Source organism: Glutamicibacter sp. (assembly GCF_050701915.1).
Lineage (GTDB): Bacteria > Actinomycetota > Actinomycetes > Actinomycetales > Micrococcaceae > Glutamicibacter.
Window position 1 is genome coordinate 38,964 of the sequence record NZ_JBOGEG010000008.1, and the last position, 25,065, is coordinate 64,028.

At 61.4% G+C, this 25,065-nt stretch carries 23 protein-coding genes and 1 tRNA gene; 12 read left to right on the forward strand and 12 right to left on the reverse strand.

The features are described from left to right. The first annotated feature begins 173 nt into the window (after positions 1–173). Entirely contained in the window at positions 174–1,580 is a 1,407-nt protein-coding gene (locus ACRDT3_RS07440; protein ID WP_431492373.1) for a sugar porter family MFS transporter, read from the forward strand. An 82-nt stretch (positions 1,581–1,662) separates the two neighbouring features. On the opposite strand, the gene ACRDT3_RS07445 is transcribed toward ACRDT3_RS07440, so the two are convergent. Further along, positions 1,663–4,845 carry an HAD-IA family hydrolase gene (locus tag ACRDT3_RS07445; RefSeq protein ID WP_431492374.1) on the reverse strand — a complete coding sequence of 1,061 codons (3,183 nt, stop codon included), beginning with the start codon at positions 4,843–4,845 and terminating at the stop codon, positions 1,663–1,665. A 92-nt stretch (positions 4,846–4,937) separates the two neighbouring features. Between ACRDT3_RS07445 and ACRDT3_RS07450 the strand changes: the two genes are divergently transcribed. Continuing rightward, entirely contained in the window at positions 4,938–5,915 is a 978-nt protein-coding gene (locus tag ACRDT3_RS07450; RefSeq protein WP_431492375.1) for a hypothetical protein, read from the forward strand. A 9-nt stretch (positions 5,916–5,924) separates the two neighbouring features. Here the strand turns inward: ACRDT3_RS07450 and ACRDT3_RS07455 are convergent, their stop codons facing one another. The 9 genes from ACRDT3_RS07455 to ACRDT3_RS07495 form a co-directional block, all read right to left on the reverse strand. Next, positions 5,925–6,644, reverse strand: coding sequence for a glycerophosphodiester phosphodiesterase family protein (locus tag ACRDT3_RS07455; protein WP_431492376.1), 720 nt, complete (start codon positions 6,642–6,644; stop codon positions 5,925–5,927). Then, the gene (locus ACRDT3_RS07460) at positions 6,641–7,435 is read right to left on the reverse strand and encodes an HAD family hydrolase (RefSeq protein WP_431492377.1); all 795 of its coding nucleotides are present in this window, start codon (positions 7,433–7,435) and stop codon (positions 6,641–6,643) included. Before ACRDT3_RS07460 ends, ACRDT3_RS07455 begins: the two co-directional genes overlap by 4 nt. Next, positions 7,436–8,335 (reverse strand): PfkB family carbohydrate kinase, encoded by a 900-nt coding sequence (locus tag ACRDT3_RS07465; RefSeq protein ID WP_431492378.1) that lies wholly within the window; start codon positions 8,333–8,335, stop codon positions 7,436–7,438. A 9-nt stretch (positions 8,336–8,344) separates the two neighbouring features. After that, entirely contained in the window at positions 8,345–9,010 is a 666-nt protein-coding gene (locus tag ACRDT3_RS07470; RefSeq protein WP_431492379.1) for an alpha/beta hydrolase, read from the reverse strand. A 14-nt stretch (positions 9,011–9,024) separates the two neighbouring features. Further along, on the reverse strand, positions 9,025–9,813 hold the full coding sequence (locus ACRDT3_RS07475; RefSeq protein ID WP_431492380.1) for an enoyl-CoA hydratase/isomerase family protein: 789 nt from the start codon (positions 9,811–9,813) through the stop codon (positions 9,025–9,027). 42 nt (positions 9,814–9,855) lie between these two features. Continuing rightward, complete coding sequence (locus ACRDT3_RS07480; RefSeq protein ID WP_431492381.1) at positions 9,856–10,572, reverse strand: LysR substrate-binding domain-containing protein; 717 nt, start codon at positions 10,570–10,572, stop codon at positions 9,856–9,858. 87 nt (positions 10,573–10,659) lie between these two features. Continuing rightward, positions 10,660–11,091: a universal stress protein gene (locus ACRDT3_RS07485; protein ID WP_038992696.1), complete on the reverse strand. Its 432-nt coding sequence runs from the start codon at positions 11,089–11,091 to the stop codon at positions 10,660–10,662. 54 nt (positions 11,092–11,145) lie between these two features. After that, positions 11,146–11,844 carry a dienelactone hydrolase family protein gene (locus ACRDT3_RS07490; RefSeq protein ID WP_431492382.1) on the reverse strand — a complete coding sequence of 233 codons (699 nt, stop codon included), beginning with the start codon at positions 11,842–11,844 and terminating at the stop codon, positions 11,146–11,148. A gap of 87 nt (positions 11,845–11,931) precedes the next feature. Further along, the gene (locus ACRDT3_RS07495; protein WP_431492383.1) at positions 11,932–12,903 is read right to left on the reverse strand and encodes a nucleoside hydrolase; all 972 of its coding nucleotides are present in this window, start codon (positions 12,901–12,903) and stop codon (positions 11,932–11,934) included. Between the two features lie 151 nt (positions 12,904–13,054). On the opposite strand from ACRDT3_RS07495, the gene ACRDT3_RS07500 reads away from it, so the two are divergent. After that, positions 13,055–14,104 carry a LacI family DNA-binding transcriptional regulator gene (locus tag ACRDT3_RS07500; RefSeq protein WP_431492384.1) on the forward strand — a complete coding sequence of 350 codons (1,050 nt, stop codon included), beginning with the start codon at positions 13,055–13,057 and terminating at the stop codon, positions 14,102–14,104. Positions 14,105–14,113: 9 nt separating this feature from the next. Continuing rightward, complete coding sequence (locus tag ACRDT3_RS07505) at positions 14,114–14,275, forward strand: hypothetical protein (RefSeq protein WP_431492385.1); 162 nt, start codon at positions 14,114–14,116, stop codon at positions 14,273–14,275. Here the strand turns inward: ACRDT3_RS07505 and ACRDT3_RS07510 are convergent. After that, positions 14,264–14,800: a YdeI/OmpD-associated family protein gene (locus tag ACRDT3_RS07510; RefSeq protein WP_431492386.1), complete on the reverse strand. Its 537-nt coding sequence runs from the start codon at positions 14,798–14,800 to the stop codon at positions 14,264–14,266. The two genes, ACRDT3_RS07505 and ACRDT3_RS07510, sit on opposite strands and share 12 nt — an antisense overlap. A gap of 78 nt (positions 14,801–14,878) precedes the next feature. Between ACRDT3_RS07510 and ACRDT3_RS07515 the strand changes: the two genes are divergently transcribed. Continuing rightward, complete coding sequence (locus tag ACRDT3_RS07515) at positions 14,879–15,334, forward strand: DUF523 domain-containing protein (RefSeq protein ID WP_431492387.1); 456 nt, start codon at positions 14,879–14,881, stop codon at positions 15,332–15,334. Between the two features lie 85 nt (positions 15,335–15,419). Here ACRDT3_RS07515 and ACRDT3_RS07520 read toward each other — a convergent pair. Then, positions 15,420–15,503 (reverse strand) — tRNA-Leu (locus ACRDT3_RS07520). Positions 15,504–15,786: 283 nt separating this feature from the next. On the opposite strand from ACRDT3_RS07520, the gene ACRDT3_RS07525 reads away from it, so the two are divergent. From ACRDT3_RS07525 to pknB, 7 genes are read left to right on the forward strand one after another with little or no spacing between them, the layout of a single operon-like run. After that, positions 15,787–16,602 (forward strand): FhaA domain-containing protein, encoded by an 816-nt coding sequence (locus tag ACRDT3_RS07525; protein WP_431492388.1) that lies wholly within the window; start codon positions 15,787–15,789, stop codon positions 16,600–16,602. Beyond that, positions 16,599–17,078: an FHA domain-containing protein FhaB/FipA gene (locus ACRDT3_RS07530; protein WP_105658670.1), complete on the forward strand. Its 480-nt coding sequence runs from the start codon at positions 16,599–16,601 to the stop codon at positions 17,076–17,078. The genes ACRDT3_RS07525 and ACRDT3_RS07530 overlap by 4 nt, the downstream gene beginning before the upstream one ends. Before the next feature lie 3 nt (positions 17,079–17,081). Beyond that, the gene (locus ACRDT3_RS07535) at positions 17,082–18,476 is read left to right on the forward strand and encodes a PP2C family protein-serine/threonine phosphatase (RefSeq protein WP_431492389.1); all 1,395 of its coding nucleotides are present in this window, start codon (positions 17,082–17,084) and stop codon (positions 18,474–18,476) included. After that, a complete protein-coding gene (locus ACRDT3_RS07540) occupies positions 18,473–19,870 on the forward strand; it encodes an FtsW/RodA/SpoVE family cell cycle protein (RefSeq protein ID WP_431492390.1) in 1,398 nt (465 codons plus the stop codon). Before ACRDT3_RS07535 ends, ACRDT3_RS07540 begins: the two co-directional genes overlap by 4 nt. Beyond that, complete coding sequence (locus ACRDT3_RS07545; RefSeq protein WP_431492391.1) at positions 19,867–21,330, forward strand: peptidoglycan D,D-transpeptidase FtsI family protein; 1,464 nt, start codon at positions 19,867–19,869, stop codon at positions 21,328–21,330. Before ACRDT3_RS07540 ends, ACRDT3_RS07545 begins: the two co-directional genes overlap by 4 nt. Beyond that, on the forward strand, positions 21,327–23,135 hold the full coding sequence (locus tag ACRDT3_RS07550) for a protein kinase domain-containing protein (protein ID WP_431492392.1): 1,809 nt from the start codon (positions 21,327–21,329) through the stop codon (positions 23,133–23,135). Before ACRDT3_RS07545 ends, ACRDT3_RS07550 begins: the two co-directional genes overlap by 4 nt. Beyond that, positions 23,132–25,060 carry a Stk1 family PASTA domain-containing Ser/Thr kinase gene (gene pknB, locus ACRDT3_RS07555; RefSeq protein WP_431492393.1) on the forward strand — a complete coding sequence of 643 codons (1,929 nt, stop codon included), beginning with the start codon at positions 23,132–23,134 and terminating at the stop codon, positions 25,058–25,060. Before ACRDT3_RS07550 ends, pknB begins: the two co-directional genes overlap by 4 nt. Positions 25,061–25,065 lie beyond the last annotated feature (5 nt).

Genomic DNA, 25,065 nt, shown 5'->3' on the forward strand with positions numbered 1-25,065 from the left:
GCCGGCCTGCTTTTTTGCCAAGAATTTACGAGCTGGTCAGGCATGAAGCAGCGGCGGGCAGCGGGCCTCCCCCGACCTTGAAGTAAGGACTCCTTCCAATTTGTGATCGATCTCCCAAAAAAAATCGGGAAATCGGGATTCTGGGGCTCGCGAATCCGATAGCATGGCTCATTGTGACTGCGACAACATTAGACGGAAAACTCTCCGCGCGACTCATCTTCATCGCCCTCGGGGCGGCATTGGGTGGATTCGTATTCGGATATGACTCATCAATCGTTAACGGCACCGTGGACGCTGTCGAGCACGAATTCGGGCTCAATGCGGTAACCATCGGATTCACCGTATCCTGCGCCCTGCTCGGCGCAGCACTGGGAGCATGGATAGCGGGTGTGGTCTCCGAACGCGTGGGACGCGTGCGCACCATGCTCTTCGCCTCCATCCTCCTGGCAGCATCAGCCATCGGCTGCGGCCTGTGCTTCGGCGTAACCGACCTGATCATCTGGCGCATTGTCGGCGGCATCGGCGTGGGCTTCGCCTCGGTGATCGCTCCTGCCTACATTGCCGAGGTCTCCCCGGCCGCGCATCGCGGACGGTTGGGCACCATGCAGCAGATGGCCATCGTGCTGGGCATCTTCGTGGCCTTCCTGGTCAGCGCACTGCTGGTCTTCGTCATGGGATCGGCAGATGCCGTCGGCTTGTTCGGCCTGACGGCCTGGCGCTGGATGTACCTGTCGCTGTTGGTTCCAGCTGTGCTCTACGGCCTGCTCTCGCTGCGGCTTCCGGAATCTCCCCGATACCTGGTCGAGCGCGGCCGCTTCGTTGAAGCAGCTACCGTGCTGACCCGCGATATGGGCATGAACGCCGGCACGGATACCGAAAAGAAGATCGAAGAGATCCGCTCCACCGTGCACATCGAGCGCCGCCAGGTCTTCAAGGACCTGCTGGGCCGCTTCGGCTTCCACCCGCTGGTGTGGGTCGGCATCCTGCTCTCGGTCTTCCAGCAGTTCGTCGGCATCAACGTGATCTTCTACTACTCCACGACGCTGTGGAAGTCCGTGGGCTTTGCCGAATCGGATTCCTTCACGATTTCGCTGATCACCTCGGCGACCAACGTGGTGGCAACGATCGTGGCGGTACTGCTGATCGACGTGCTGGGACGCAAGCTGCTGCTCACCATCGGCTCGGCCATCATGACCTTGTCGCTGGGCATGATGGCGGTAGCGTTCGCGCAGTCGGTCACCATCGACGGCGCCGTGTCGCTTCCGGGCAGCTGGGGCATCATTGCCCTGGTCTCGGCCAACCTGTTCGTGGTCGGCTTCGGCGCCACCTGGGGCCCGGCCGTATGGGTATTGCTCGGCGAGATCTTCCCGAACTCGATCCGCGCCATGGCCCTCGGAGTGGCAGCCGCGGCTCAGTGGATCGCCAACTTCATCGTTTCCACCACCTTCCCGGCCCTCGCCGAGGCAGGCTTGGCATTGGCCTACGGAATCTACGCATTCTTCGCGCTGCTTTCCCTGATCTTCGTGATCTTCCTGGTCAAGGAAACCAAGGGGCGCCAGCTCGAGGAGATGACCCTCTAGGGATCACCCGCTGGGCATTGCGCATCGCGCACAGGAGGCAAGAACCAAGATGGTTCTTGCCTCCTTCTGCATGCCGTAGCGCTTACCAGGCCTTGTTGGGCACATCCGCGCCGGCGTCGCTTTGCAGCGACAGCACATGCTCCAGGCTTGGCCGCCCTTCCAGTATCGGGCCCTGGCCGGCGAGCGCAACGCTGACTGTCTGCCCCGGCTGCAGATCGACCTGCTGGCCGCGCACCCAGATCGGGCGGGAGAATGCGCCGTGCAGGGTGAAATCGATGGCTTCAGCCCGCAAGCCGACGGAGATCCTCATGCCGCGCCACCCGAGGTTGAAGCGCAAGGCCCGCCATTTCTCCGGGAGCCTCGGATCAAAGCGCAGCTGGTCGTCATCGTCGCGCAGCCCGGCAAAGCCGTAGATCAGCGCCGACCAGACACCGCCGGTCGACGCCACATGCACGCCGTCGGCGGTATTGCCATGCAGGTTTTCCAGATCCACGTTTAGCGCGTGCTCGAAGTACTCCCAGGCAAGATCGCGGTACCCCACCTCCGCGGCGAGAATCGACTGCACTGTCGCCGACAGCGTTGAGTCGCCCGTAGTCAGCGGGTCATAATAATTGAAGTCCGCAAGTTTCTGCTCGTCGGTGAAATCGCTGGAACGCAGCCACAAAGCCAGCACCGCGTCGGCTTGCTTGATTACCTGGAAGCGGTAGATCACCAACGGGTGGTAGTGCAGCAGCAACGGCCGCTTATCCGCACCGGTATTGGCCAGGTCCCAGACTTCGCGGTTCAAGAAGTGCTCGTCCTGGGGGTGGATTCCAGCCGTGTCAGAATACGGGATGTGCATGCAATCAGCAGCCTTGAGCCACAGGGCGATCTCCTCATTTTCCAACGAGTGCCTGCTGGCCAGTTGCGCGAACTCGCGCGGATGCTCCTGGGACATCTCGGCCAGCAGCTGGGCGCTGCGGCGCAAATTGAAGCGAGCCATGACGTTGGTGTAGAGGTTGTCGTTGACTACCGCGGTGTACTCGTCGGGCCCGGTGACCCCGTGGATATGGAAGCGCTCATTGCCCTGCTCGCCACGCCAGAACCCCAGCGAGGCCCACATGCGCGCAGTGCCCACGAGGATTTCGGCGCCGCCGGCCAGCAGGAACTCGTCATCCTCCATGACCCCGAGGTACCGGTTGAGCGAATACACCACGTCGGCGTTGATATGGTACTGCGCGGTGCCAGCCGGATAATAGGCGCTGGCTTCTTCCCCGTTAATCGTGCGCCACGGGAAGAGCAGCCCTTCCTCGTTCATGGTCAGCGCCCGCCGGGTCGCTGCAGGAATCATCGAGACCCGGGCGCGGAGCGTATTGCGGGCCCACTGCTGATTCGTATAGGTCAGGAACGGCATCACATAGATTTCGGTATCCCAGAAATAGTGCCCGGAATAGCCATTGCCGCTCACGCCCTTGGCGCTGATGCCCAGGCCATCGGCACGGCCGGCAGCTTGGGCGAGCTGGAACAGGTTCCAGCGGATCTTGCGCTGCAGCTCGGGCTCATCGCTGTCCACCTGCACGTCGCTGCGGTCCCAATAGTCAGCCATGAAGCGGCGCTGGGTGCGGAAGTGCTCATCGATGCCCAACGGCACCAAATGCTCCAAGGCCCGCTCAGAGCGCAAGAGCATCTCTTGGGCAGGGTGGCGCCGCGAGGAATGGTAGACCGCGTATTTGGAAACGCGCACGCCTTGCCCGGCATCCAGCCTGGTGCTGATCACCTCATCCGCGCGGTCATCTTCCACGTTGCGGAACACCGACAGCTCCGCCTGCGCCCCGCCGGTGGTGGCCACCTCGTGCTCCACCATCGCTGCTACCGACATCCCGGATCCGAAGACCTGGTACGAGACGCCTAGCCGCGCGCCATCGCGGTAGGTGCCCGCCGGATGCAGCGGGTTGGCCCTGGCTTCCTCGCTCTTGCGCGGATCGGCAGGACCCCCGGCATCAGTTTCCTCCGGGGAAGCCACCTGCCGGCTGGAACGATACCCGATGACCGAAGACTGGATCAGTACCTGCGCCGGAGCATCGAGCAGGCGCACATGCACGTCCTGCAGGGCCAAGTGGCGATCCGTAAAAGAAATCATTGAACGGGCATTGACGGCCACCCGGTGCCCTTCTGCAGTGCGCCACAGGGTGTGCGCGGTTAGCGTCCCATCAAGGAAATCCAGGCGCAGCTCATCGCGCAGCATCTCCGTGCGGCCGACTTCCAGGGCTTCGTCATTGATGAAGACGCGCATGGTGCGGAAATCCGGGGCGCTGATCATGGTCTGCCCGGTTTCGGCCAGCCCGAAGGCGCTCTCGGCATGGCGGATTTCCCAGGTCTCATGCAGCCCGTTGATGAATGTGCCGCCTCCTTGGTCCCCAAGGCCCAGTTGCGCAGCCCGTGCGCCCAGGAAACCGTTGCCCAGGGAGAAAACGGTGTCTTCGGCGCCATCGCTGCCACGCTGGTCCCCGCGCCACAGCGACCAGGAGTCCTCTTCCCAGGCCTTGGTTGCTTGCTCGGAGACCAGCTCGGAAAGGTCATGAACAACGAAATGGGCGCCCGCATCCAGCAAGGCGTCCTCATTGCCTTCGCGGGCCACTCCGATGACGCCAAAGCCTCCGGCGCGCGCTGCATTCACCCCGCTGGTGGCATCCTCGATGACTGCGCATTCTTCCGGGCGCCAACCGAGATCGGCGGCAGCAGCCAGGAACGTGTCCGGGGCTGGTTTGCCCGCCAGCTGGCGGGCAGCGGCTTCCTGGCCGCCCATCACCAACGGGAAGTGCTCGGCCAGTCCTGCCGCAGCCAATACCACGCGGGCATTGCGCGAGGAGGACACCACCGCGACATCCAGCCCGGCACCCAGCACCTGTTGCAGGTAGGCCACGGAACCGGCATAGGGGTCGATCCCGTCGCGCTGCAGCACTTCGGTGAACTTGTCGTTCTTCATATTGCCCAGGGCGCAGATGCTGCCTTCCCCCGGCAGATCGCTTTCATCCCCGCGAGGCAACTGGATGCCGCGGGATTCAAGGGTGGCCGCCACCGCGTCATATCGCGGACGGCCGTCAAGCAGGTTGAAATAGTCCTCGGTAGTGTACGGAGCCACGCCCGGGTGCTTGTCGAAAAAGGCGGTGAAAAGTTCTTCCCACGCCTTGCGATGCAGCAACGCGGTAGGAGTGATCACGCCATCCAGATCAAAGAGGACGGCCTTGTAATCACGATGTCGGTACTCAGGACGAAAAGCGTTCACAATCGAAATCCTTCGAAAGAGGAGCGAATTACTGGCCGTAGTCCTTACGGTAGCAACTGAACGCGCTTGCTTCGACATACTACGATAAGAATGTGGCTCAGTGGATAAATGTATGGAATAGCGATGACTGGCGTGAGGCAACCGCCGAGTGGATCGATGCTGCGTGCGAGGCCTATGGCATTCAGCGCACCGCAGGACCGGATTTTTGGCCCGCAAATTTGCACCAGATCCAGGCGGCGGTTCAGACCGATGCCGCCGATCTGATCTTCAGCGCCAACGCTCCGGGGCTGGCTTCCGAACCAGCAACCACGGTCGTTGCCGGCCAGCTGCTGCCCGATCGCGTGGTGATGCCATTGGCTATCGACCGGATCGCCGGGTACATGCTCAGCCCGGATTACGGGCACACCCTGGCAGATCTGGGCGATTCGGTGGAGAACTGGGAGCTGGCCATGGCCTCGCTCGGGTCCTTCCAGGTCGCGCTGATGGGCCACGAGGAAGAATTCTTTGATTCCGGGGTCACCGTGGTGGACCCGCAGTTCCTGCCCGAGCAGTACGAGCAGGCGCTGATGATGCACGTGTCCCTGGACCCGTCCCACCCGCTGTATCTGGATGGATCCATGGCGGACAAGATGGTTTCGCATCTCGACGCGTTGAAGCGGGCCACCGATGCTCTTCATGCCGGTGCGGTGCCGTTGAGCATCGAGCACGGCAACTTCGATCTGTCGCAGGTGGTGGTGCCTGGCGAGACCGGAGACCACGGCCGTATCCTGAATCTGGCTTCCGCGCACTGGGCGCACCCCTTCTCATCCCTGAACACGCCGCTGGCCGCCATGTGCGAAGCGTGGGATTGCGATACCGGTGATGAGCGCGTGATGAAGGTGCTCTTCGCGTACCTGGACCAGTTCTCTGCTTACGGTTCACCCGATGAGCTGTACGACCTGATCAATCCAGCCTGCCTGGTTGCGCCGCTGTCGCAGCACGAGACCTGGTTGCGCCTGCTCTTGGATGTCAGCGACGAGCGCTTGCAGGAGAACGCCCCGACCGTTTTGGGTACCCTGGATATCTCCTAGGGTCGCGGGTCAAGAATCGAGGACCCTGACCAGCAAGGCCGCGTCATCGCTCATGATGGCGTCGGCCTTGCGGTCTATTAGCAGCCGCATGGTCGGCTCGTCATCGATTACCCAGACATGCACCTGGGCGCCGGCCTGGTGGACCGCCTTGATGAATTGACGGGTCGCTACCGGCAATATGCCCTGTTTCAGCGGCACCTGGACTGCCCAGAAGCCTGCCAGCAGCCGTTTGGGAACCCAGCCCAGCAGGTGGGCGCACAGCCAGATGACGGCCATTTCGCGTTGTCCCGGCGAGCGCCGTATCGGAGCGGAAAGCAGGTGGCCGACCGCGGCGCTGCGAGCCGTGGAGAAGGACGCAAGGGCAATTTGCCGGTGGGCTTTCCTGCGCTCGATGAGCTCGGCCAGCGGGCCGATCACGTGCTCGTCCTTGACATCCAGGTTCAGTGTGGCCTGCGGGAAGGCATCAAGCAGTGCATCAAGCGTGCACAGCGGCTGCCCGCCGGCCCGCACAGTTGCCAGCTGCTCGTCGGTGAAGTCGTTGAAATTTCCGCTGGCGTCGGTCACCCGGTCCAAGCTCTGGTCATGGAACAGGTAGACGGTGCCGTCGGCTGAGGCGTGCACGTCCGATTCCAGGTGGGTGATGCCCAGTTCTGCGGCACGCTGGAAGGCGACCAGCGTATTTTCCTCGTTCCCGGTGCGTACTCCGCGGTGCGAAAAGGCGTAGGTCATTTCAGCAAGTCCTCGATGACTTGGGCTACCCCGTCCTCGGCCAGGGAGGGTGCGCGGAAACGGGCGGAGGCCAGCGCGGTGGGGTGTCCGGAGGACATCGCGTAGCCGTGGCCGGCGTATTCCAGCATTTCGATGTCATTGGGCATATCGCCGAAGGCCATCACTTCATCGGCGGCAATGCCCAGGCGCTGGCAGTATTCATGCAGCGTGGTGGCCTTGTGGATATCCACATGCGCCATTTCCAATAGGGAGACGTCGAAGGCGGAGTGGGTCACCGATACCAGCTCTGCCAGCTGCGGCTCGACCGAGGAATAGAACTTCTCTATCGGCAGGTGCTGGGAGCGGGCAAGGAATTTCACGATGCCCTCGGAATCAATGGACTCGCTGGTCAGGTCCAGGACTGCCTGCACGCCAAAGTTGTGGTGGCGGTCGGCAAAGCCTTCACCCAGGTGCAGGCCCTTGGTGGTTTCAGCTGCGAAGGACGCTTGCGGTTCCAGCTCCAGGATGATTTCGCTCGCCCGCCGCGCGGTGGCCGCACTGAGCGTGCGCGACCAGATCACTTCGTCCTGCTCCAGGTCGTAGAGCACCGCGCCATTGGAGCAGATGACCTTGCCCATCCCGCCGAAGGCCTCAATGATCGGGCTCAGCCAGCGGAAGGGGCGTCCGGTGACAAAGACAATCTGGATGCCCGAGTCGCGGGCCTGGATGAAGGCACGTTTGGTGCGCTCGGAGATGGTGCCATCCTTGGCGACAATGGTGCCGTCGAGGTCCGAGGCGATCAGCTTGATCATTTACAGCTCCTGGCGGCGTGGCGGGTTCGCCCCGGCACGCTGCACGGTCACTGCGGCGGCCATGGCCGCGAATTGAAGGGCTTGCGAAAGCTCGGCAATCTGCAGCTGGTTCAGCTTTTCCCGGTTGGCCGCACCAATCAGGCCATGTTCGGCCAACCAGCACAGCAGCGCAGCGGTGAAGGTATCGCCGGCGCCCACGGTATCGGTCACTTCGACCGACGGCGCAGTGAATTCGGCGTCGCCGGCGCGAACGACACCCCAGGACCCGCGTGAACCTGCGGTGGAGACCACGATCGCCGGACCCATATCCAGCCAGGCGCGGGCCGAGTCCTGAACCGAACGCATCGGATACAGCCACTTCAGGTCGATGCCGGACACCCGCACCACGTCGGCCTGGCCGACGAATCGCTCGACCTCGGCCACGGTCTGCGAATGGTTGGTGACCAGCGAGGGGCGCAGGTTCGGATCGTAGCTGATGGTGGCATGGGTGCGCGCGGCCGAAAGCAGCGGCAGCAGCTCCTCGGGGCTGAACAGGGTGGCGATGGAGCCAGTGTGCACCAGCTCGGCGTCCTGGGCCAGTTCCGGTCCGATGGTAGGCATCTGCCAGTAGGCGTTGAACGCGAAGGCCGCGCCGCCGGCCGGGTCGAGGATGCCATGGGCAATGACGGTGGCCTGGTCATCGGCTCCGCCCAGGTATGCCACGTTGTTGTCCTTGAGGTATTCCTCGATCTTGCGGCCCTTGTCATCGGCACCCCAGCGGGAAATCAGGGTTCCCGGGTATCCCAGGCGGGAGAGCGCAACCGCGACGTTCAACGGGCTGCCACCAACGAATTCCTGGGCTGGGGCAATGCCGGAGGCCAGGACGTCAACGAGGGCCTCGCCGATCACGGTCGGGTTCATGCTGCTCCTTCAGTAGTGCAGTGGGGACAGGGCACGCACGCAGGCAGCCCATTGGCTGCTGTGCGGATCGATCCAGGTGTAGTGGTCTCCCGCGAACAACGAGAAGCTGTGCTCCTGACCGAGCGCAGCCGCTTTCTGGGCTGCAATGCGGGCAATCCTTACCGGAACATCGCCATCGTCCCGTCCATGAAAGATTACGACACGGGCAGGCATTGGCCATAATTCCACCGGATTGCAGGCGCCCAATGACGCACCTGAGAGCATCTCGTCCACCGCGCTGCCGCTGAGCTTCAGTCGCTGCGCCGTTTCAAGGTCCAGGACCCCGGCCTGGCTGACCACCTGGGAGACCCGTTCGTCATGGGCAGCCAGCACGCAGGCCAATTGGGCTCCGGCTGAATGGCCGATCAGCGTGATCGGCCCTTCTTCCTTGACCAGGCCCAGCGCGAGCCGGGCATCGGCCAGCATTTTCGCTGCGCTGCCCGGCCCACGCCGGTATTCGAGGTTGTAGGCAGGGATCCCGCGGGCGGCGAGGTCTTCTGCCAGGGGCACGCCAAGGCTAGCAGTGTACTTTTCACGCCAGTATCCGCCGTGGATGATCACCACCGCTCCTCGAGCGGTGGTGCGTTCCGGCTCGTAGAACTGGACGTATTGGTCCTGGTGCGCCCCGTAGTGCATGGTCGGCTGCCCGGCTAGTTGCCCGGGAAGACCGCGGCGCGCTTCTCGACGAAGGCGGCACGGCCTTCCACCGAGTCGGCGGTTCCGAAGGCCTGCTGGAAGGACTGTGCTTCAACCAGCAGGGCGTCATGGGTGTTCAGCCCGTCCATGTCCATCATGGCGGCCTTGGCATTGCCAACGGCCGTCGGTGCCACCTTCGCGATCTCCTCGATGGTGGCCACGGCCTGGTCAATCAGTTCCCCGGCCGGGACAACGCGGTTGGCCAGGCCGATGCGCAATGCTTCCTCGGACTTGATGCGGCGGCCGGTGAAAACCAGTTCACGGGCCATCGCGTTGCCGACACGTCGCGGCAGGCGCACCATGCCGCCAAAGCCGGGCACCAGCCCGAGGTTGACCTCCGGCTGGCCAAAGCTGGCCGTCTCGGAAGCGTAGATGAAATCGCAAGCCAAGGCGAGTTCGCAGCCGCCGCCCAGGGCGAAGCCGTTGACTGCGGCGATCACTGGTACCTGCAGCTTCTCCAGGCGTTCGGTGACCGCGTGCATCTGGCGCCCGTAGGCCAGCGCCGCCGCCGGGTCCATTGCGCGCAGCTGCACGATGTTGGCGCCGGCGACGAAGGACTTCTCGCCGGCACCGGTGAGGATCACGCCGCGGTATTCATAGCCGGTGGCCTCGAACCAGTCCAGGAAGGCTTCAAGGTCGTTGACGACCTCTTTTGCCAGCGCGTTCAGCGACTTTGGCTGGTTGACGGTCAGGATGAGGGCCGAGCCCTGGGTGCTCAGGCTGAGGGTATCGAATTGATTCATACCCCTAACTCTCTCACGTAACGCGCGTCACGTAATGGATTGTCAGCGGTGCTTGCGTGGCTTTGCCTTGGCGCCCTGCGGCTTCTTGGATGAGCTCTTGGCCTGCTGTTTTGCCTTAGCTTGGGCTTTTGCCTTGGCCTTCTTCTGCTCATTGATGCGCTTGGCCTTCTGCTCCTGGTTGCGCACCGAACCCTGGCGCGAGGAGCTGGCCGTACGTCCGCGCACAATGCCGATGAATTCCTCGAGCATGGCAGTGTCTTCGGTGGCGGTAGGCCAGGCGATGCCCACCTGGGTTGGCGAACCATCTTCAATGAAGCGAACCACCACGTCCTTGCGGGCGAAGAGCCGGGCAATGGACTGCGTGGTGCGCAGCACCTGGGCTCCGGAAGCGACAACTTCCATCGCTACCGGAATGCCGCCCACGGATTCCGGGTAGTCGGCCAAGTCGAGTTGCGGGAAGGACTCGACGGTTTCCAGGGGAACGAATTCTTCGAAGTACTCCACGTCGTGGTCTTTGCCCGCGCAGACCACTTCGAGTTCCTCGTAAAGCGGGATGACGTGGCGCGTTGCGTCCTTGGGCGAGTCCCCGCGGTAGCGCACGAATACCGCGTCGGCCTCGCCATTGGCCAGCAGGTCCAGGATTTCTCCCTCATCCAGGCGCCACGCTTTCAGCTCGATGGCAGGATAGCGTTCCTGGAAGCGGTCCATCCATTTGCCGGGGGTGACGCCGGTTGCGTAGGCGATTCGAAGTTTTTGCACGGGTTAAGCCTACGCTCTGCCGGGTTAAATGGTGCAGGCGGGCACCGGCGAACCGGTGCCCGCCTGCATTCGCGCAAGCCTGGGGGCTTACTTGTCGGTCTTGACGACCAGAACGTCGCATGGTGCCGAGTGGGCAACCGAGGAAGCAACGGAACCGAGCACGCGGCCCAGGCCCTTCATGCCTACGTTGCCGACAACGATCATCGAAGCCTTGCGGTCTTCGGCGTCGGAGATCAGCACGTCACCTGGCTTGCCGTGTCCGGCAGCAGCGGTGATCTTGACGCCTGGGACAGCGTTCTTCACGTCGTTGGCTACGCGCTGAGCAAGCTTGCGAGCCTGCTCTGCGTCGTCCAGGATCCAGGTATCGGAACCGATGGAAACGACCTCGGTGTTATCCGATGCGTGAGCGGTGATGACCACCAGGTCAGCGTCGAGCTTGACGGCGAGTTCTGCAGCGCGGCGGGCTGCGCGCTGTGCGGTTTCGGAACCGTCTACGCCTACGATGATGGTTTCAGACATATTGTTCTCCTTATATGAGTGATGCATTAAGTGATGGGTAACACTTTATGGCCTTTAGGCCACTTTAGCCTGCAAAAAGTCCACGGCGCGCTGCCATGCGATGGCGGCCTGTTCGGGATCGTAGTTGCCGGCGGGGTTCTCGTCGTTGTGGAATGCATGATCGGCGTCGTAGTAGAAGTACTGGACTTCCGCGCCTGATTCCTGGCGAATCTGCTCTTCCTGAGCCTTCGCCTGAGCTGGCGAGTACATCTGGTCCAGGTTCGCGTAGTGGCCCTGGATGGCCGCGCGAACTCCGGAAAAATCGTTGGGTACACCTTGGCCGATGCCGTAGAAAGGCACGGCCGCGGCAATTTTCTCGCCTTGCTGGGCAGCCATCTGCAGCACGAAACCGCCACCCATGCAGAAGCCGATCACGCCCAGCTTCTCGCTGGAGACATGCTCATTGGCTAGCAGGTAGTCCACGGCTCCGCCCAATAGCTGGGCACCGGCGGCTTCCGGGAGCTGGGACATCATCAGCCCGGCTTCTTCACCGTCGTGGGTGATCCAGCCGCCATAGAGGTCCGGGGCCAGAGCTACGAAGCCCTGCGCGGCCAACCGGTCAGCAACGTCGCGGATATGGTCGGCCAGTCCCCACCATTCCTGGATCACGATGACCCCAGGGCCCTTGCCGGACTGCGGCAATGCGAGATAGCCATGCGCTTGCGTGCCTGAAGAAGGGAAAGTCACGTTCTGGTGCGGGGTTTTGTCCGCCATGGTGCCTCCTACTCTGCGTATGGCTCCAGTTTATGCAGGTCTTTGCCTGATTGGCATTGACCTGCCCCACATTGCGCCAAAGTTGTTCTATTTTCCGAGCGTGACCTCGCCGATACGTTCCAGCGCATCAACCACCAGATTCCAAAAGCCTTCGTGATCCAGGTCCACGGCCACCGAAGTATTGCAGTCGGCGGAAGCCGGTGCGCGGAAGTCGGTGACGGTCATCCCCAAGGTCAGTTCGCCACGCAGCTCAACGCTGACCGGGGCCTTGACAGTACGCACGATATTCGGGTCGATCACATAGGCCACGGCGCACGGATCATGCACCGGCGGCGCATCGAAGCCCTGGTGGTCCCGATAGGCCCGGGCGAAGAAGTCCATCAGCTCGCGCACGAAGGTCGATGGCCCGGTGCCGATCTTATCGATGCGTTCAACCACCTCGGAGGTAGCCAACGCCTGGTGGGTCAGATCCAAACCGACCATCACCACCGGCCAGGCCTCGTTGAAGACGATGTGCGCAGCTTCAGGGTCGATCTTGATATTGAATTCCGCCACCGCCGACCAGTTGCCGGTGTGGTAGCCACCGCCCATCAGCACCACTTCGCGCACGCGTTCAACGATGCGTGGTTCCTTCCGGGCAGCCAGGGCGATATTGGTCAAGGCGCCGGTGGGCACCAAGGTGATCTCACCGGGTTCATGGCTCATCACCAGGTCGATGATGACGTCCACGGCGTGGCGCTCATCGAGTTCGATGCTCGATTCCGGCTGGGCCGGTCCATCCATCCCGGAATCCCCGTGGACGTCACCCGCGGTTTCCACTTCGCGCACCAGCGGACGGGCGCAGCCGGCCGCGAAGGGAATGCCGGTGATGCCAGCGATGGTACCCACGGCCAGCGCGTTGGCAGTGACCTTGTCCAGGGTCTGGTTGCCGGCCACGGTGGTCACGGCCAGCAGGTCGACCTTTGGATTGCCATGAGCAAGAATCATTGCCACGGCGTCATCATGACCCGGGTCGCAGTCCAAAATGATCTTGCGCGGGGCATTGCTGTCCTGGGTCATGGATTCTTCCTTCGCTCTGCCAGCTGGGGGCCGGTAGCTAAGTCGTGGAGGGCGGATATGCATCCTTTGATAATTCTTTCTCGTCCACACGTTATCGTCAAGCGCTTAACGCAAAGCTGTCGCGTGTCACAATTCCGACTACGATGGAGCCATGAAGAATGGTGAAAAGACCGGCAACTCGGGCGCTCCACGTCGCGTCACCGCAGCGATGGTAGCCGAACACGCCGGCGTTTCCACCGCGACGGTCTCTCTTGTGGCCAACGAAAAGTCAGCGGGCCGGGTATCGGCGGCGAATGAACAGCGCGTGCGTGAATCAATTCGCGAACTGGGCTACTTCGTCGATAGCATCGGCAGCTCGCTGGCCAAGGGCGTCAGCTCGCTGGTGGTTCTGGTGGCCCCGGATATCTCCAACCCATTCTTTGCAAAGGTGATCGCCGGGGTGCGCTCCGTATTGGCTAGCGACTACCAGCTCTTGCTCTCGGTCACGGATGCCGGCGTCTCCCCCAGCGCCAGCGAAACGAGAAAGATCATGGGCCTTCGCCCGGCCGGGCTGCTGGTCCATGCCCCAAGCCAAGATTTCCTCGAAGAAATTTCGAGCAACCTTCCGCTGGTGGCCTTGGATGCCCCGGGCATCGATCCAGCGATTCCTGCCGTAAATATGGATGTCGCCCAGGGAGCGCGGGATGTCGTAGCCCATTTCGCTGCGCAGGGACACACCAAAGCCGCCTACCTGGATGCCAGCACTGGTACCGAGACCCTGGCTGTGCGCCGCGAGGCTTTCTTGGCGGCGGCTAAGGAGTACGGCATCGAGGTCCTGCCATCTTCTGTTGCCAGCTCGATGATCGACGTCACTGCGGCTTCGGCGGCCTTTAGCCAGCGTTGGCCCAAGTGGCATGAATCCGGCGTGACCGCGCTGGGCTGCGCAACCGACAACCACGCATTCGGCGTGCTGCACGCCTCCCGCCTCCTTGGTATCCGCATCCCGCAGCAGCTTGCGGTGGCCGGCTTCGACGACCTGCCCTACTCGGCGACGTCCAACCCTTCCATCACCTCCGTACAGCTCAATGCCCAGGAAGGCGGGCGCCAGGCCGCCTTGAAACTGCGTGCACTGCTCGACGGAAAGACCCCTGATCCACTGCAGACAATGCTGCCAAGTTCGTTGATTGTTCGCGGATCGACGCTGGGCAACGGAGGGGAGTAACGGGTGAACATGCGTAAATGGCCTGCCAAGGTCACTGCCGCCATCGCCCTGCTTATTGCCTTGGGCCTGATCGTCATGTCCAGCGGCGTGCTGAGCCTCATTACCGGCCCGGCAACGCCACCGGGGTCCGGCATCGAATCTGCCGCGCGCACTTTGCCGCTACTGGATTAGCTTTCCGCTCTTCGACACTTCGGGATCGGTGCACGAGGACAAATCAAAGCAGCATGGGCGGCGCTTGCCATCGCGCAGCTTGGAAATACTGACCTCCACTCGGCGTTCGCGCGTTGAAGGGTTCTTGGTCGCGCCGACCCAGCGTACCCATTCCCAGCGGGCCATGGGAGTGAGTCCTGCCCACATCTCATCCAGATCATCAGCGTCACCCAAGGCAACGGCTAGATCCTGCGGGATCCTTGTTTCCGGCCAGGTTCCAGCGACCCGAGCGGTGAATTCCACCTGGTCCCCTACATCGGCAGGCAGCTGGGGCACTGCCTGGCTATCGAGGGCCAACCAGTGGCCTCGACGCCCGTCGGGATCAATCACGACCGCGTGGCCCTCATGCGCTTCGAGCAGTTCCACCGCGACCTGCCCGCGGCTTGGCAACTTGTCGCTGGATTCCTGGTCGAACCTGAGGATCTTTCGATCGTTGACCAGATCTACAGTTCCATGCAGTTCGAAAATCTCATTGGATGCCGCCATGGGAATACCCCTTTTCCGTTGTTCAAGGGCAGTCTATGGCACAGCCGGGTTGCGCTTCCACGTGGCTAGACTGCTGTTATGACCCAACATCCGGTGCTCGTTAGTTCCTGCCTCGCTGGCATCCCCTGCCGCTACAACGGCAAGGCGAAGACGGACCCTGCCATCGCCGAGGCCGTGGCACGAGGAGAAGCCATCGCGGCCTGCGCTGAGGAATTGGGAGAACTCCCCACGCCGCGTCCGCCAGCAGAGATTGTCGGTGGCGATGGCAACGACGTGCTGGAAGGGCACGCCGCGGTGATCGATATCAACGGCGAGGACATCAGCGGGCAGTTCGTAGCCGGCGCCCAGAAGGTTGCAGACATAGTCCAGCGCAGGGGAATCACCGAGGCGATTTTGCAAGATCGCAGCCCCTCGTGCGGCTGCGGAACGATCTATGATGGCTCGCATACCGGAAAACTCGTCGCAGGCGATGGCGTACTAGCTGCCCTGCTTAAGCGTCGAGGCGTCAATGTCAGCGGGTCACCGGCAAAGTGACACACCCTGTAAGATAACGATTCAGTTGCTCTTTTAAACGAAAAAATAACCCCCGATCCGAAGATCAAGGGTTATTTTCCATTTGTGCGCGAGGGGGGACTTGAACCCCCACGACCTTGCGATCACTGGCACCTGAAGCCAGCGCGTCTACCAATTCCGCCACTCGCGCATATTCTGTTTTCGTTGCCATCGTTCTTTGCAACAAGAAATAGCTTACACACACATTTTCTGTTCACCTAATCGAAACCCCAGTTTGTGGTTAGGGACACATGGGAAACCTTTTTAGGGCATTTATCGTTGATATTGACGCACTTGAGTCGTTCAAGGATTTTTCGGCATTTGCACAGCTGAAAACAGTAAGATCGAATATGAAGTTCTGTGTTCACAGCTTGGACAGGTTGAACGCAGGCTCGCAATAACCAGCCATGGACCCTAAGGAAGGAGCACGAATAATGGGCTTTCTCGACAATGTCGAACGCGGCTTAGAGAAGGTCGTCACTAGCTTCTTTCGTGGCACCAGCACCGCAGATCTCAAGCCAGTCGAACTGACTACCGCGCTACGCAATGACATGGACCGCGGAATCATGCCGATTAGCGAGGGCCGCAGCCTTGCAGCCAATGACTTCGTTGTCTCGCTGAGCACCAAGGATTACAACACCGCTCAGGGTTGGGGTCGGGGCGTCGTCAACGAAATGGCAAAGGTCACCGCCGAGCATGCCGCTGCCCAGGACTATTCAGTCCACGGCGACATCATGATCCATTTTGTTTCCAAGGATGATTTCAAGCCCGGAGAAATGGAAATTGCCAGCTCGGTTAAGGAATCCAGCTCGCGCCCAGCAGCTTCGGCTCCGGTAAAAGAGCGAGCAGCCGCGCCGGCAGCACCACCTGCTACCCCACCGACAACCGCACAGCCTCGTCCGACGGTCCGTCCGATTGCGGAGATCCCCAAGAAGCCCACGCAGAAGCAGGCGATTCTTGAGGTCGCCGGACAGCGCTACGCCCTGCATCACCACTCCATCGTGCTGGGCCGTTCGGCCAGCACCGATATTCCCGTGGATGATTCCGGTGTTTCCCGACAGCATGTGCGCGTCGAAACCCGTGGCAAAACCAGTTTCGTCGTCACCGATCTGGGTTCAACCAACGGAACTTACGTGGACGGCAAGAAGATTTCGGAAGAAACCCGTATATTTGACGGTTCGATCATTACTATCGGACAGACAAAAATCGTCTTTCGGCTGATTACCTCGAACAACGGAGGCCGCGCGTGAACGACCTGGTTCTAAGCTTGTTCCGATTGGGCTTTTTGGTCCTCATCTGGCTACTCGTATTAAGCGTCGTCGGATCGATGCGCCGCGACTTGGCCATCGGATCACGGGCCCGCACCGGCAAGCCCAGCGCTCGGGAACTGAAGAAGAACCCAGAGCTGGCGGAACCAGAAGTGCCTGCGCGCAAGGCCGCCACGTCATTGGAAGTTGTTGAGGGTCCACTGGCCGGCAGCAGCATTCCACTACGCGGCCAGCCGATCATGTTCGGCCGCGCCCAGGATGCCACCGTAGTTCTCGATGACGACTACGCTTCGGGACGCCATGCCCGCCTGTTCCCGCAAGGATCGCGCTGGTTCATTGAAGATCTCGGCTCGACCAACGGCACCTTCGTGGGTGACAACCAGCTCTCACGCGCCCAGGCAGTGGAGCCCGGCCAGCGAATCCGCATTGGAAAGACTGTCCTGGAATTGAAGCCCTAGCCTATGGCCCTCAAACTAAAATTTGCTGCGAAATCCGACGTGGGACGGGTTCGCAAGAAGAACGACGACTCCGCCTACGCCGGCGCGTACCTGGCAGTACTCGCCGATGGCATGGGCGGACACGTCGGCGGTGACGTTGCCTCGGCCTCCACCGTGCTTGATTTGGTGCATCTGGACCACGATGGCACCGCAGATCCGCAAAATGCGTTGCCAGATGAGATTCAGGCCGCCAATTTGGTGCTGAATGAACTCGTCGGCGCCAACCCGAAGCTTTCGGGCATGGGCACCACCGTCACTTCCCTGCTGCTGTCGGGCAACACCCTGCACATGGCGCACATTGGCGACTCCCGTGCCTACCGCTTGAAGCACGGCGTCTTCGAGCAGATCAGCAAAGACCACACCTTCGTCCAGCGGCTAGTCGACGAAGGCCGCATCAAGCCGGCCGAGGCCGAGGTCCACCCGCATAAGAACGTGCTCTTGCGCGTGCTGGGCGACTCGGATGCCTCCCCGGAACTTGATGTCGACCAGTTCGAGGCAGAGCCCGGCGAACGCTGGATGCTGTGTTCTGACGGGCTCACCGATGCGGTGCCAGTTCCCGTCATCGAGCAGATCATTCGCAATACCGCCGATATGGATGAAGCGGTCAATGACCTGGTCGCCATCACCTTGAAGAATGGTGCGCCGGATAATGTCACCGTGGTGATGTTCGAGGTTGTCGAAACCTCCGTCACCGAGGGCGAAGCACCCGCCGATCCGGAACCCGCACCGGATACCGGCCAGCTCACCATCGCCGCCGAAGGCGATGTCGAAGCCAGCGCTTCTTTGCTCCGCCACGAGATTTCCCAGCGCCCCCACCTGCTGGTGGGCGCCGCCCAACTCGCGACGCAGACCGGTCAGATCCCGGTAGTTACCCAGCACACCGGCGAACGCCGTGCAGCCGCATTGCTGACCCACCGTTCCCCTGCTGCCGGCGAAGTACTTGATCCACTGGATGCTCCGGTGCAGCAACGTCGTTGGATGATGCCGATCTTGCTTACCTTGACGGCCTTCTTCGTCATTGCCCTAGGCGTCTGGGGATACATGTGGACCCAGACCCAGTACTTCGTGGGCACCGTTGACGGCAAGGTCGCAATCTACAAGGGCGTTCCGCAGGAGCTTGGACCGATTTCGCTCTCGGAGGTCGACACAGTCAGCAAGGTGCCGCTGGAAGCCCTGCCGGAGTATTCACGCCACCGCGTTGAATCAACCATTTCGGCAGAGAACCAGCAACATGCCCAGATGATCATTCAGGAACTTCTGGTCACCGCGAAGCAGAACTGCCCGGTCACCGTCCCTGGATCCTCGGATTCCGCCAGCCAGACCGAACTGCCCGCCTACTGCCAGGAGATAATGCAATGACCGAAGTGCAAACCGCACCGGTGCCTCGGCGCAATCTCGAGCTGCTGCTGGTACTTCTGGCCCTGTGTGTCGGCGGTGCCGCGTTCTACCTGGTGGGCAGCTCCACCGAGGATGTCGACAACACCGATTTCTACGTGCAGATGAGCATCCTGGCGGTGCTGTCCCTCACGGTTCACGTGCTGCTGCGCATCTTTGCCAAATATGCCGATCCGGTAATACTTCCGATTACGATTGCGTTGAACTCCCTTGGCTTAGCCATGATTCACCGCATTGACTTGGCAAAAGGAACTTCCCAGTCGGCGCGTCAGTTGCTCTGGACCGCCATTGCTATCGTCATTGCCTCGGTAGTTCTCTGGGCAATCAAGGACCACCGCCTGCTGCGTCGGTTTACCTATATTGCACTGCTGCTCTCGGTCGTCTTGCTCTTGCTCCCGCTGATCCCCGGGCTCGGCGTCACCATTAACGGTGCCCGCATTTGGATCCGCATGGGAATGTTCTCGCTGCAGCCAGGCGAACTCGCAAAGATCACCTTGTCCATCTTCTTCGCTGGATATCTCTCGTCGAACCGTGACCTGATCCTGATGGCTGGCCGCAAGTTCGGACCGCTGCAGCTGCCCCGCCTGCGCGATATGGCTCCGATGGTTATCGCTTGGCTGCTCTCCATCGGCGTGCTCGTGGTGCAGCGCGACCTCGGTTCCGCGATCCTCTTCTTCGGCCTGTTCATCGTGATGATCTATGTGGCTACCGCGCGTATTTCCTGGGTGATCATTGGCGCCTTGATGGTCGTCGCCGGCGGCATCGTCGCCGGACTGACCATGGACCACGTGACCCGCCGCCTGGATGTTTGGCTCAACGCCTTTGACCCAACGATCTACCAGGCCAAGGGTGGCAGCATGCAGATCGTCGAAGGCTTATTCGGCATGGCTGACGGCGGCTTGTTCGGTACCGGTCTGGGCGCTGGTTCTCCCTACCGTGTTCCGCTGGCCAACTCAGACATGATCATTGCCTCCTTCGGCGAAGAAATTGGCCTGATCGGCCTGGCCGCCATCATCCTGCTCTACATGCTGCTGATCTCCCGCGGCCTGCGTGCCGCCTTGGGCTCTGCCGATACCTTCGGCAAGCTACTGGCTGCAGGCTTGTCCTTTACCCTGGGCCTGCAGTGCATCGTGATCATCGGTGGCGTCACCCGGCTGATCCCGCTGACCGGCCTGGCTACGCCATTTATGGCCGCTGGCGGCTCCTCGCTGCTGGCGAACTGGATCATCATCTCGTTGCTGCTTCTGATCTCCCACAACTCGCGCCGCCCGAAGACTGGCGGCGTAGGACCAACCGATGAATTTGCAACTGCCAGCACGACTCTTACTTCCAGCACCAAGGCGGTGACGAAAAAGTGAATCATGCAATCAAACGCGTTTGGGTTGCACTAACCGTCCTGTTCGTCATCTGCCTGGGTGGACTGAGCTACATCCAGTTCTTCGACGCCAAGTCGCTCTCGGAGAACGCACTGAACAAGCGCGAACTCTACCGCGAGTTCGATCTGCCCCGCGGCGCGATCCTGGTTGACGGCAAGCCGATTGCCGAATCGGTTCCGACCGATGATGGCCAATTCGAATTCCAGCGTGTCTACAACGACGCGAAAACCTACGCCCACCTGACTGGTTACTATTCGCTAGCGAATGGCACCACCCAGCTCGAATCGCAGTTGAACGACTGGCTGACCGGCACGAGCTCGGATCTGCTCTTCGACCGCTTGTCGGCCATGTTCACCGGCACCCGTTCCGAAGGCGCCTCGGTTGAGCTGACCATTGACGGGCAATTGCAGAAGACCGCCTTCGATGCGATTCCTGATGACTTGAAGGCCACCATCATCGTGACCAATCCGAAGACCGGTGACATCCTGGCGATGGCTTCCAAGCCGAGCTACAACACCAACCTGCTGGCGGTGCACTCGACCGCCCAGGCGGCCGAGAACCTGAAGGAGATCAGCAACACCGACGGCCTGAGCCCCTACCGGAATCCGGCCATCAGCAGCTTGGTGACTCCCGGGTCCTCGTTCAAGATCCTCAGCACCGTCGCGGCCCTGGAGTCCGGCAAGTTCGACTTGGACACCCCGATCGACAACCCGGTGGCGGTGAATTATCCGCATTCGACTAGGCAGATGAACAACTTCAGTGAGGGCATCTGCGCGCGCGATACCCGGGCAAGGCTCGAGTTCATCTTTGCCCAGAGCTGCAACACCCCGTTCATGGAAATCAGCCAAACCGTCGGGAAGGATGCCTTCACCGAGGTTGCCGAACGCTTCGGCTACGGGCAGCAGCTGAGCATCCCGCAGAATGTTGTTCCAAGCGAGTTCCCTTCGGCTGAGGCGAATGAAGCGCAGATGGCGCAGATGGCCATCGGCGAATGGGAAAACAAGGCCACCCCGTTGCAGATGAACATGGCCGCAATGGCCATCGCCAATGACGGCGTGATCATGAAGCCGAATTTGATCGACAAGGTCATTGCGCCGGATCTTCGAGTTATCGAGGATCCGAAGCCGGAGAAGTTCTCCACGGCCACCACCCCGGAGGTTGCCGAACAGCTCACCGAGCTGATGGAAGGCCCGGTTCTGCGCGGTACTGCCATGAATGCCCGCGTTCCCGGCGTGGATTTCCGAGCCAAGACCGGCACCTCGCAGCGGCCATCGGAAGAGGGCGGCCCCCGCATGGTGAACTCCTGGATGACCGGTTTCGCGCCGGCCGATGATCCGCAGGTAGCCATCACGGTCAATATTCAAGACGTAGATTACAACACTGGCCACAACACGGCCGGTGCACTTATGAAGACGATGTTAGAGGCGGTGTTCAACAAGTGAGGCCAGTAACCGGCACCACCTTGGGCGGTCGTTACAAGCTGACCGACCGCATTGCGATCGGTGGCATGGGCGAAGTTTGGAAGGCACGAGACCAGGTCCTAGGACGTCTGGTAGCGATCAAGATCCTCAAAGAGGAATACACCGATAACGAGAGCTTCCTGACGCGTTTCCGCGTGGAAGCACGCCACACCGCGCTGCTGAACCACCCTGGCATCGCTGGCGTCTTCGACTACGGCGAGGAACAGGGCTCCGCCTATCTGGTGATGGAACTGGTTCCCGGCCCGCCGCTGTCCACCATTATCGAACGCGAGCGCAAGCTCGACGTGGACCGTACGCTCTCGCTGATCGCGCAGACCGCCCGCGCGCTGGCAGCAGCCCACGAACACGGTCTGGTGCACCGCGATGTGAAGCCGGGCAACATCCTGGTGATGCCTTCGGGCGTCGTGAAGATCACCGACTTCGGCATTGCCCGCCTTGCAGACCAGGTTCCGCTGACCGCCACCGGACAGGTAATGGGTACCGCCCAGTACCTGGCCCCGGAACAGGCCACCGGGCAGATCGCTACCGGCAGCTCCGACATCTACGCCTTGGGCGTGATTGGCTATGAGTGCCTGGCAGGACGCCGCCCGTTCACCGGCGAATCACAGATCGCTATTGCCCTGGCGCAGGTCAACGATGCGCCTCCGGCCCTGCCGGACACCATCCCGGCACCGGTACGCCAGCTGATCATGTCGATGCTGGCCAAGAACCCGTCGGATCGCCCGAAGGACGCAACGGCGCTGGCGAAGGCCGCCGATGCACTGCGCTCCGGTGATACCAATACCGCTACCCTGGCCGTTCCCGGCATGCTCGCAACCGGTATCGCCACCGACGCAACCCAAGTGGTCAACCTGGATCAGGATGCCACCCAGGTGGTGCCGCGTGCTGATTCCGCGCCAACAATGACCAATGCCATGCCAACCGTGGTGGAACCTGCCCGCACGACCAGCGGTTTCTCCGGGTCCAGTGCCGCCGCCGGCGGATTCGATGATGAGGACGTGGATACCCAGGATCCGGCTGTCCAGGCCGGAACCAAGCGCAGCCCTTGGCTGATCCCGCTGATCGTGATCATCGCGCTGGCTGCCGTGATTGCCTTGCTGGCATGGCTGATCCCTGCCATGAACAGCGACAAGGACAACCAGCCTACCGCTTCGGTTACGCAGAGCACCGATGCTTCCCAATCCCCTTCTCCAACCGAGGAATCCACCGATCCTTCGGAAGAAACCACCGAAGCGTCGGAGACTTCCGAGTCGTCTTCCCCGACCCCGAGTGAAACCGTGACCTACGTAGAGGTTCCGGCTTCGCTGGTTGGCCAGGATATCGACACCGTGACAGCTGAGCTTGAGGGCAAGGGCCTGGTCGTTGATGCGACCCCGCAGGAGACCAATGAGTATGAGCCACGCGAAGTCATTTCGCTGAACCCGACCGGCAGTGTCGAAAAAGGCGAAACCATTTCGATTACCTACGCCATGGCTCCTGAAACAGTTGGCGTTCCCTCGGTGACCGGCATGGGCTTTGAAGCTGCGCAGAAGCGCATCCAGGACGCTGGCCTGGCCGTGGCCAAGGGCGAGGAACGCCATGACCCTTCGGTTGCTGGCACCGTGCTTGCGCAGGACGTTCCAGCCGGCAGCGAAGTAGAGCCAGGCACCACGGTGACCCTGGATATTTCCATGGGCCCAGAAGAAGCCGAAGCAACCGAGTCCGCCACCCCGTCGGCATCTGAATCCCCAGAAGCTGCAGAGCCGGATCAAAGCGAAGCGCCATGAGTGAAGTCGAGGCCTTGCCCCCTGGCTTGCCACGGCTGATCAACGATCGCTATGAGATCGAATCGCTGATTGGCCGCGGCGGCATGGCGGATGTTTACCTCGCCACCGACCACGTGCTCTCGCGCAAGGTCGCGGTCAAGGTGCTGCGCCCGGATACCGCCAGCAACCCAATGGTGGTCAATCGATTCCGCCGTGAAGCCAAGGCCGTCGCGGGCCTGAGCCACCCGAATATCGTTGCCGTCTACGACACCGGCGAGCTGCCAGCTACCGACTTCAGCCGTGAACGCTTGCCATTTATGGTCATGGAATACGTGACCGGCCGGACCTTGAAGCAGGTTATCGCTTCGGGCGATGTCGACGCCTCCTTTGCAGTGCACGTCACCCGCGGCGTATGCGATGCCCTGGATCATTCGCACAATAACAATGTCGTGCACCGCGACATCAAGCCAGCCAACGTGATGGTGACCGATGCCGGCCACGTGAAGCTGATGGACTTCGGCATTGCCCGTGCCTTGGATACGTCGGCAACCATGACGCAGACCGCCGCAGTGGTGGGGACCGCCCAGTATTTCTCGCCTGAGCAGGCACGCGGTGAACAGGTCGATTTCCGTTCGGATATCTACTCTGTTGGCTGCTTGTTCTACGAGCTGATGACGCAGCAGCCTCCGTTCACCGGTGATTCGCCGGTTTCGGTCGCATACCAGCACGTTGGCGAGATTCCATCGGCCCCCAGCGAGGTCAACCACGATGTTGACCCGATCTTCGACCCGATTGTTTCCAAGGTTCTCTCCAAGGAACGCGATGAACGTTTCCAGAGCGCTGGCGCTTTTGCTGCGGCGTTGGAAGGTGCGCTGAACGGCGTTGAATTCCATGAGGACGAACCAGCACCGTCCACCTACACCTTGCCGATTTATGGCACGCACAGCGAGACTGAAACCGGCTTCATCGCACAGTCAGCGCCACGCACCAGCCAGCACCCGGTCTTCGCCGAAGATGCGGCTCCCGAAGCTCCATCACGCCACAAGTCCAACCGCGGCCTGATCGTCTTGCTGACCATCATTGCCCTGATCGCTGTGGGTATCGCCAGTTTCCTGGTGATTCGCTCTATCCAGGCCGAGGCTGAAAAGCGTGCCCCTGTTGCTGTACCCAAGGTCCTGGAGATGTCCGAAGACGACGCACGGGAATTGCTTCGTGATGCCACCTTCCAGGTGCGTGTAGAACGGGAATTCAGTGATGAAGTAGAGCAGGGCAAAGCGACCCGGACCGATCCGGCAGAAGGGTCCATGGTTTCCAAGGAATCCACGGTGGCCCTGTACATTTCCGACGGTTCAGAACAGCGCACGATTCCCAAGGACCTTGCGAACCAGTCCGAGACGGCTGCCCGCGATGCCCTGCGTGAAGCTGGCCTGGAAGTTGGCGAAGTCAGCCGGGAGAACTCTGCAACCGTTCCGACCGACTGGGTTATTGGCACCAGCCCTGAACAAGGTTCCAAGGTGAAGGCCGGGAGCGAAGTTGATCTGATCTTGTCAACTGGCGAAATTCCCGTGCCAGATTTAGTCGGAATGACAGTTGAAGAAGCGAATGCCCTATTTAAGGACCAGGGCTTAGAGAAATTGTCACTCGATTCTAGTGCGCCACATGAAGAATCTACCAAGTATCCTCCTGAAACCATCATCCGACAGACGCCTGGATCTCCCGACACCATCGAACAAGGCGGCACCGTCGCGGTAGTTCTGGCCAAGGCTCCGCCGGCGCCAGAGCCAACCGAGGAACCACCGCCAAGCGAGAGCGAATCTCCAGATTCAGCAGAATCCGATGATCCGACCGAAGATGCTTCGCCAACCAGTGACGCCCCGGCTCCTCCCAGCGGGAACGGCCCGCCAGATCGGACGAACCCGCCACGGGAAAACGGACGCGGCCAATAGGCTGC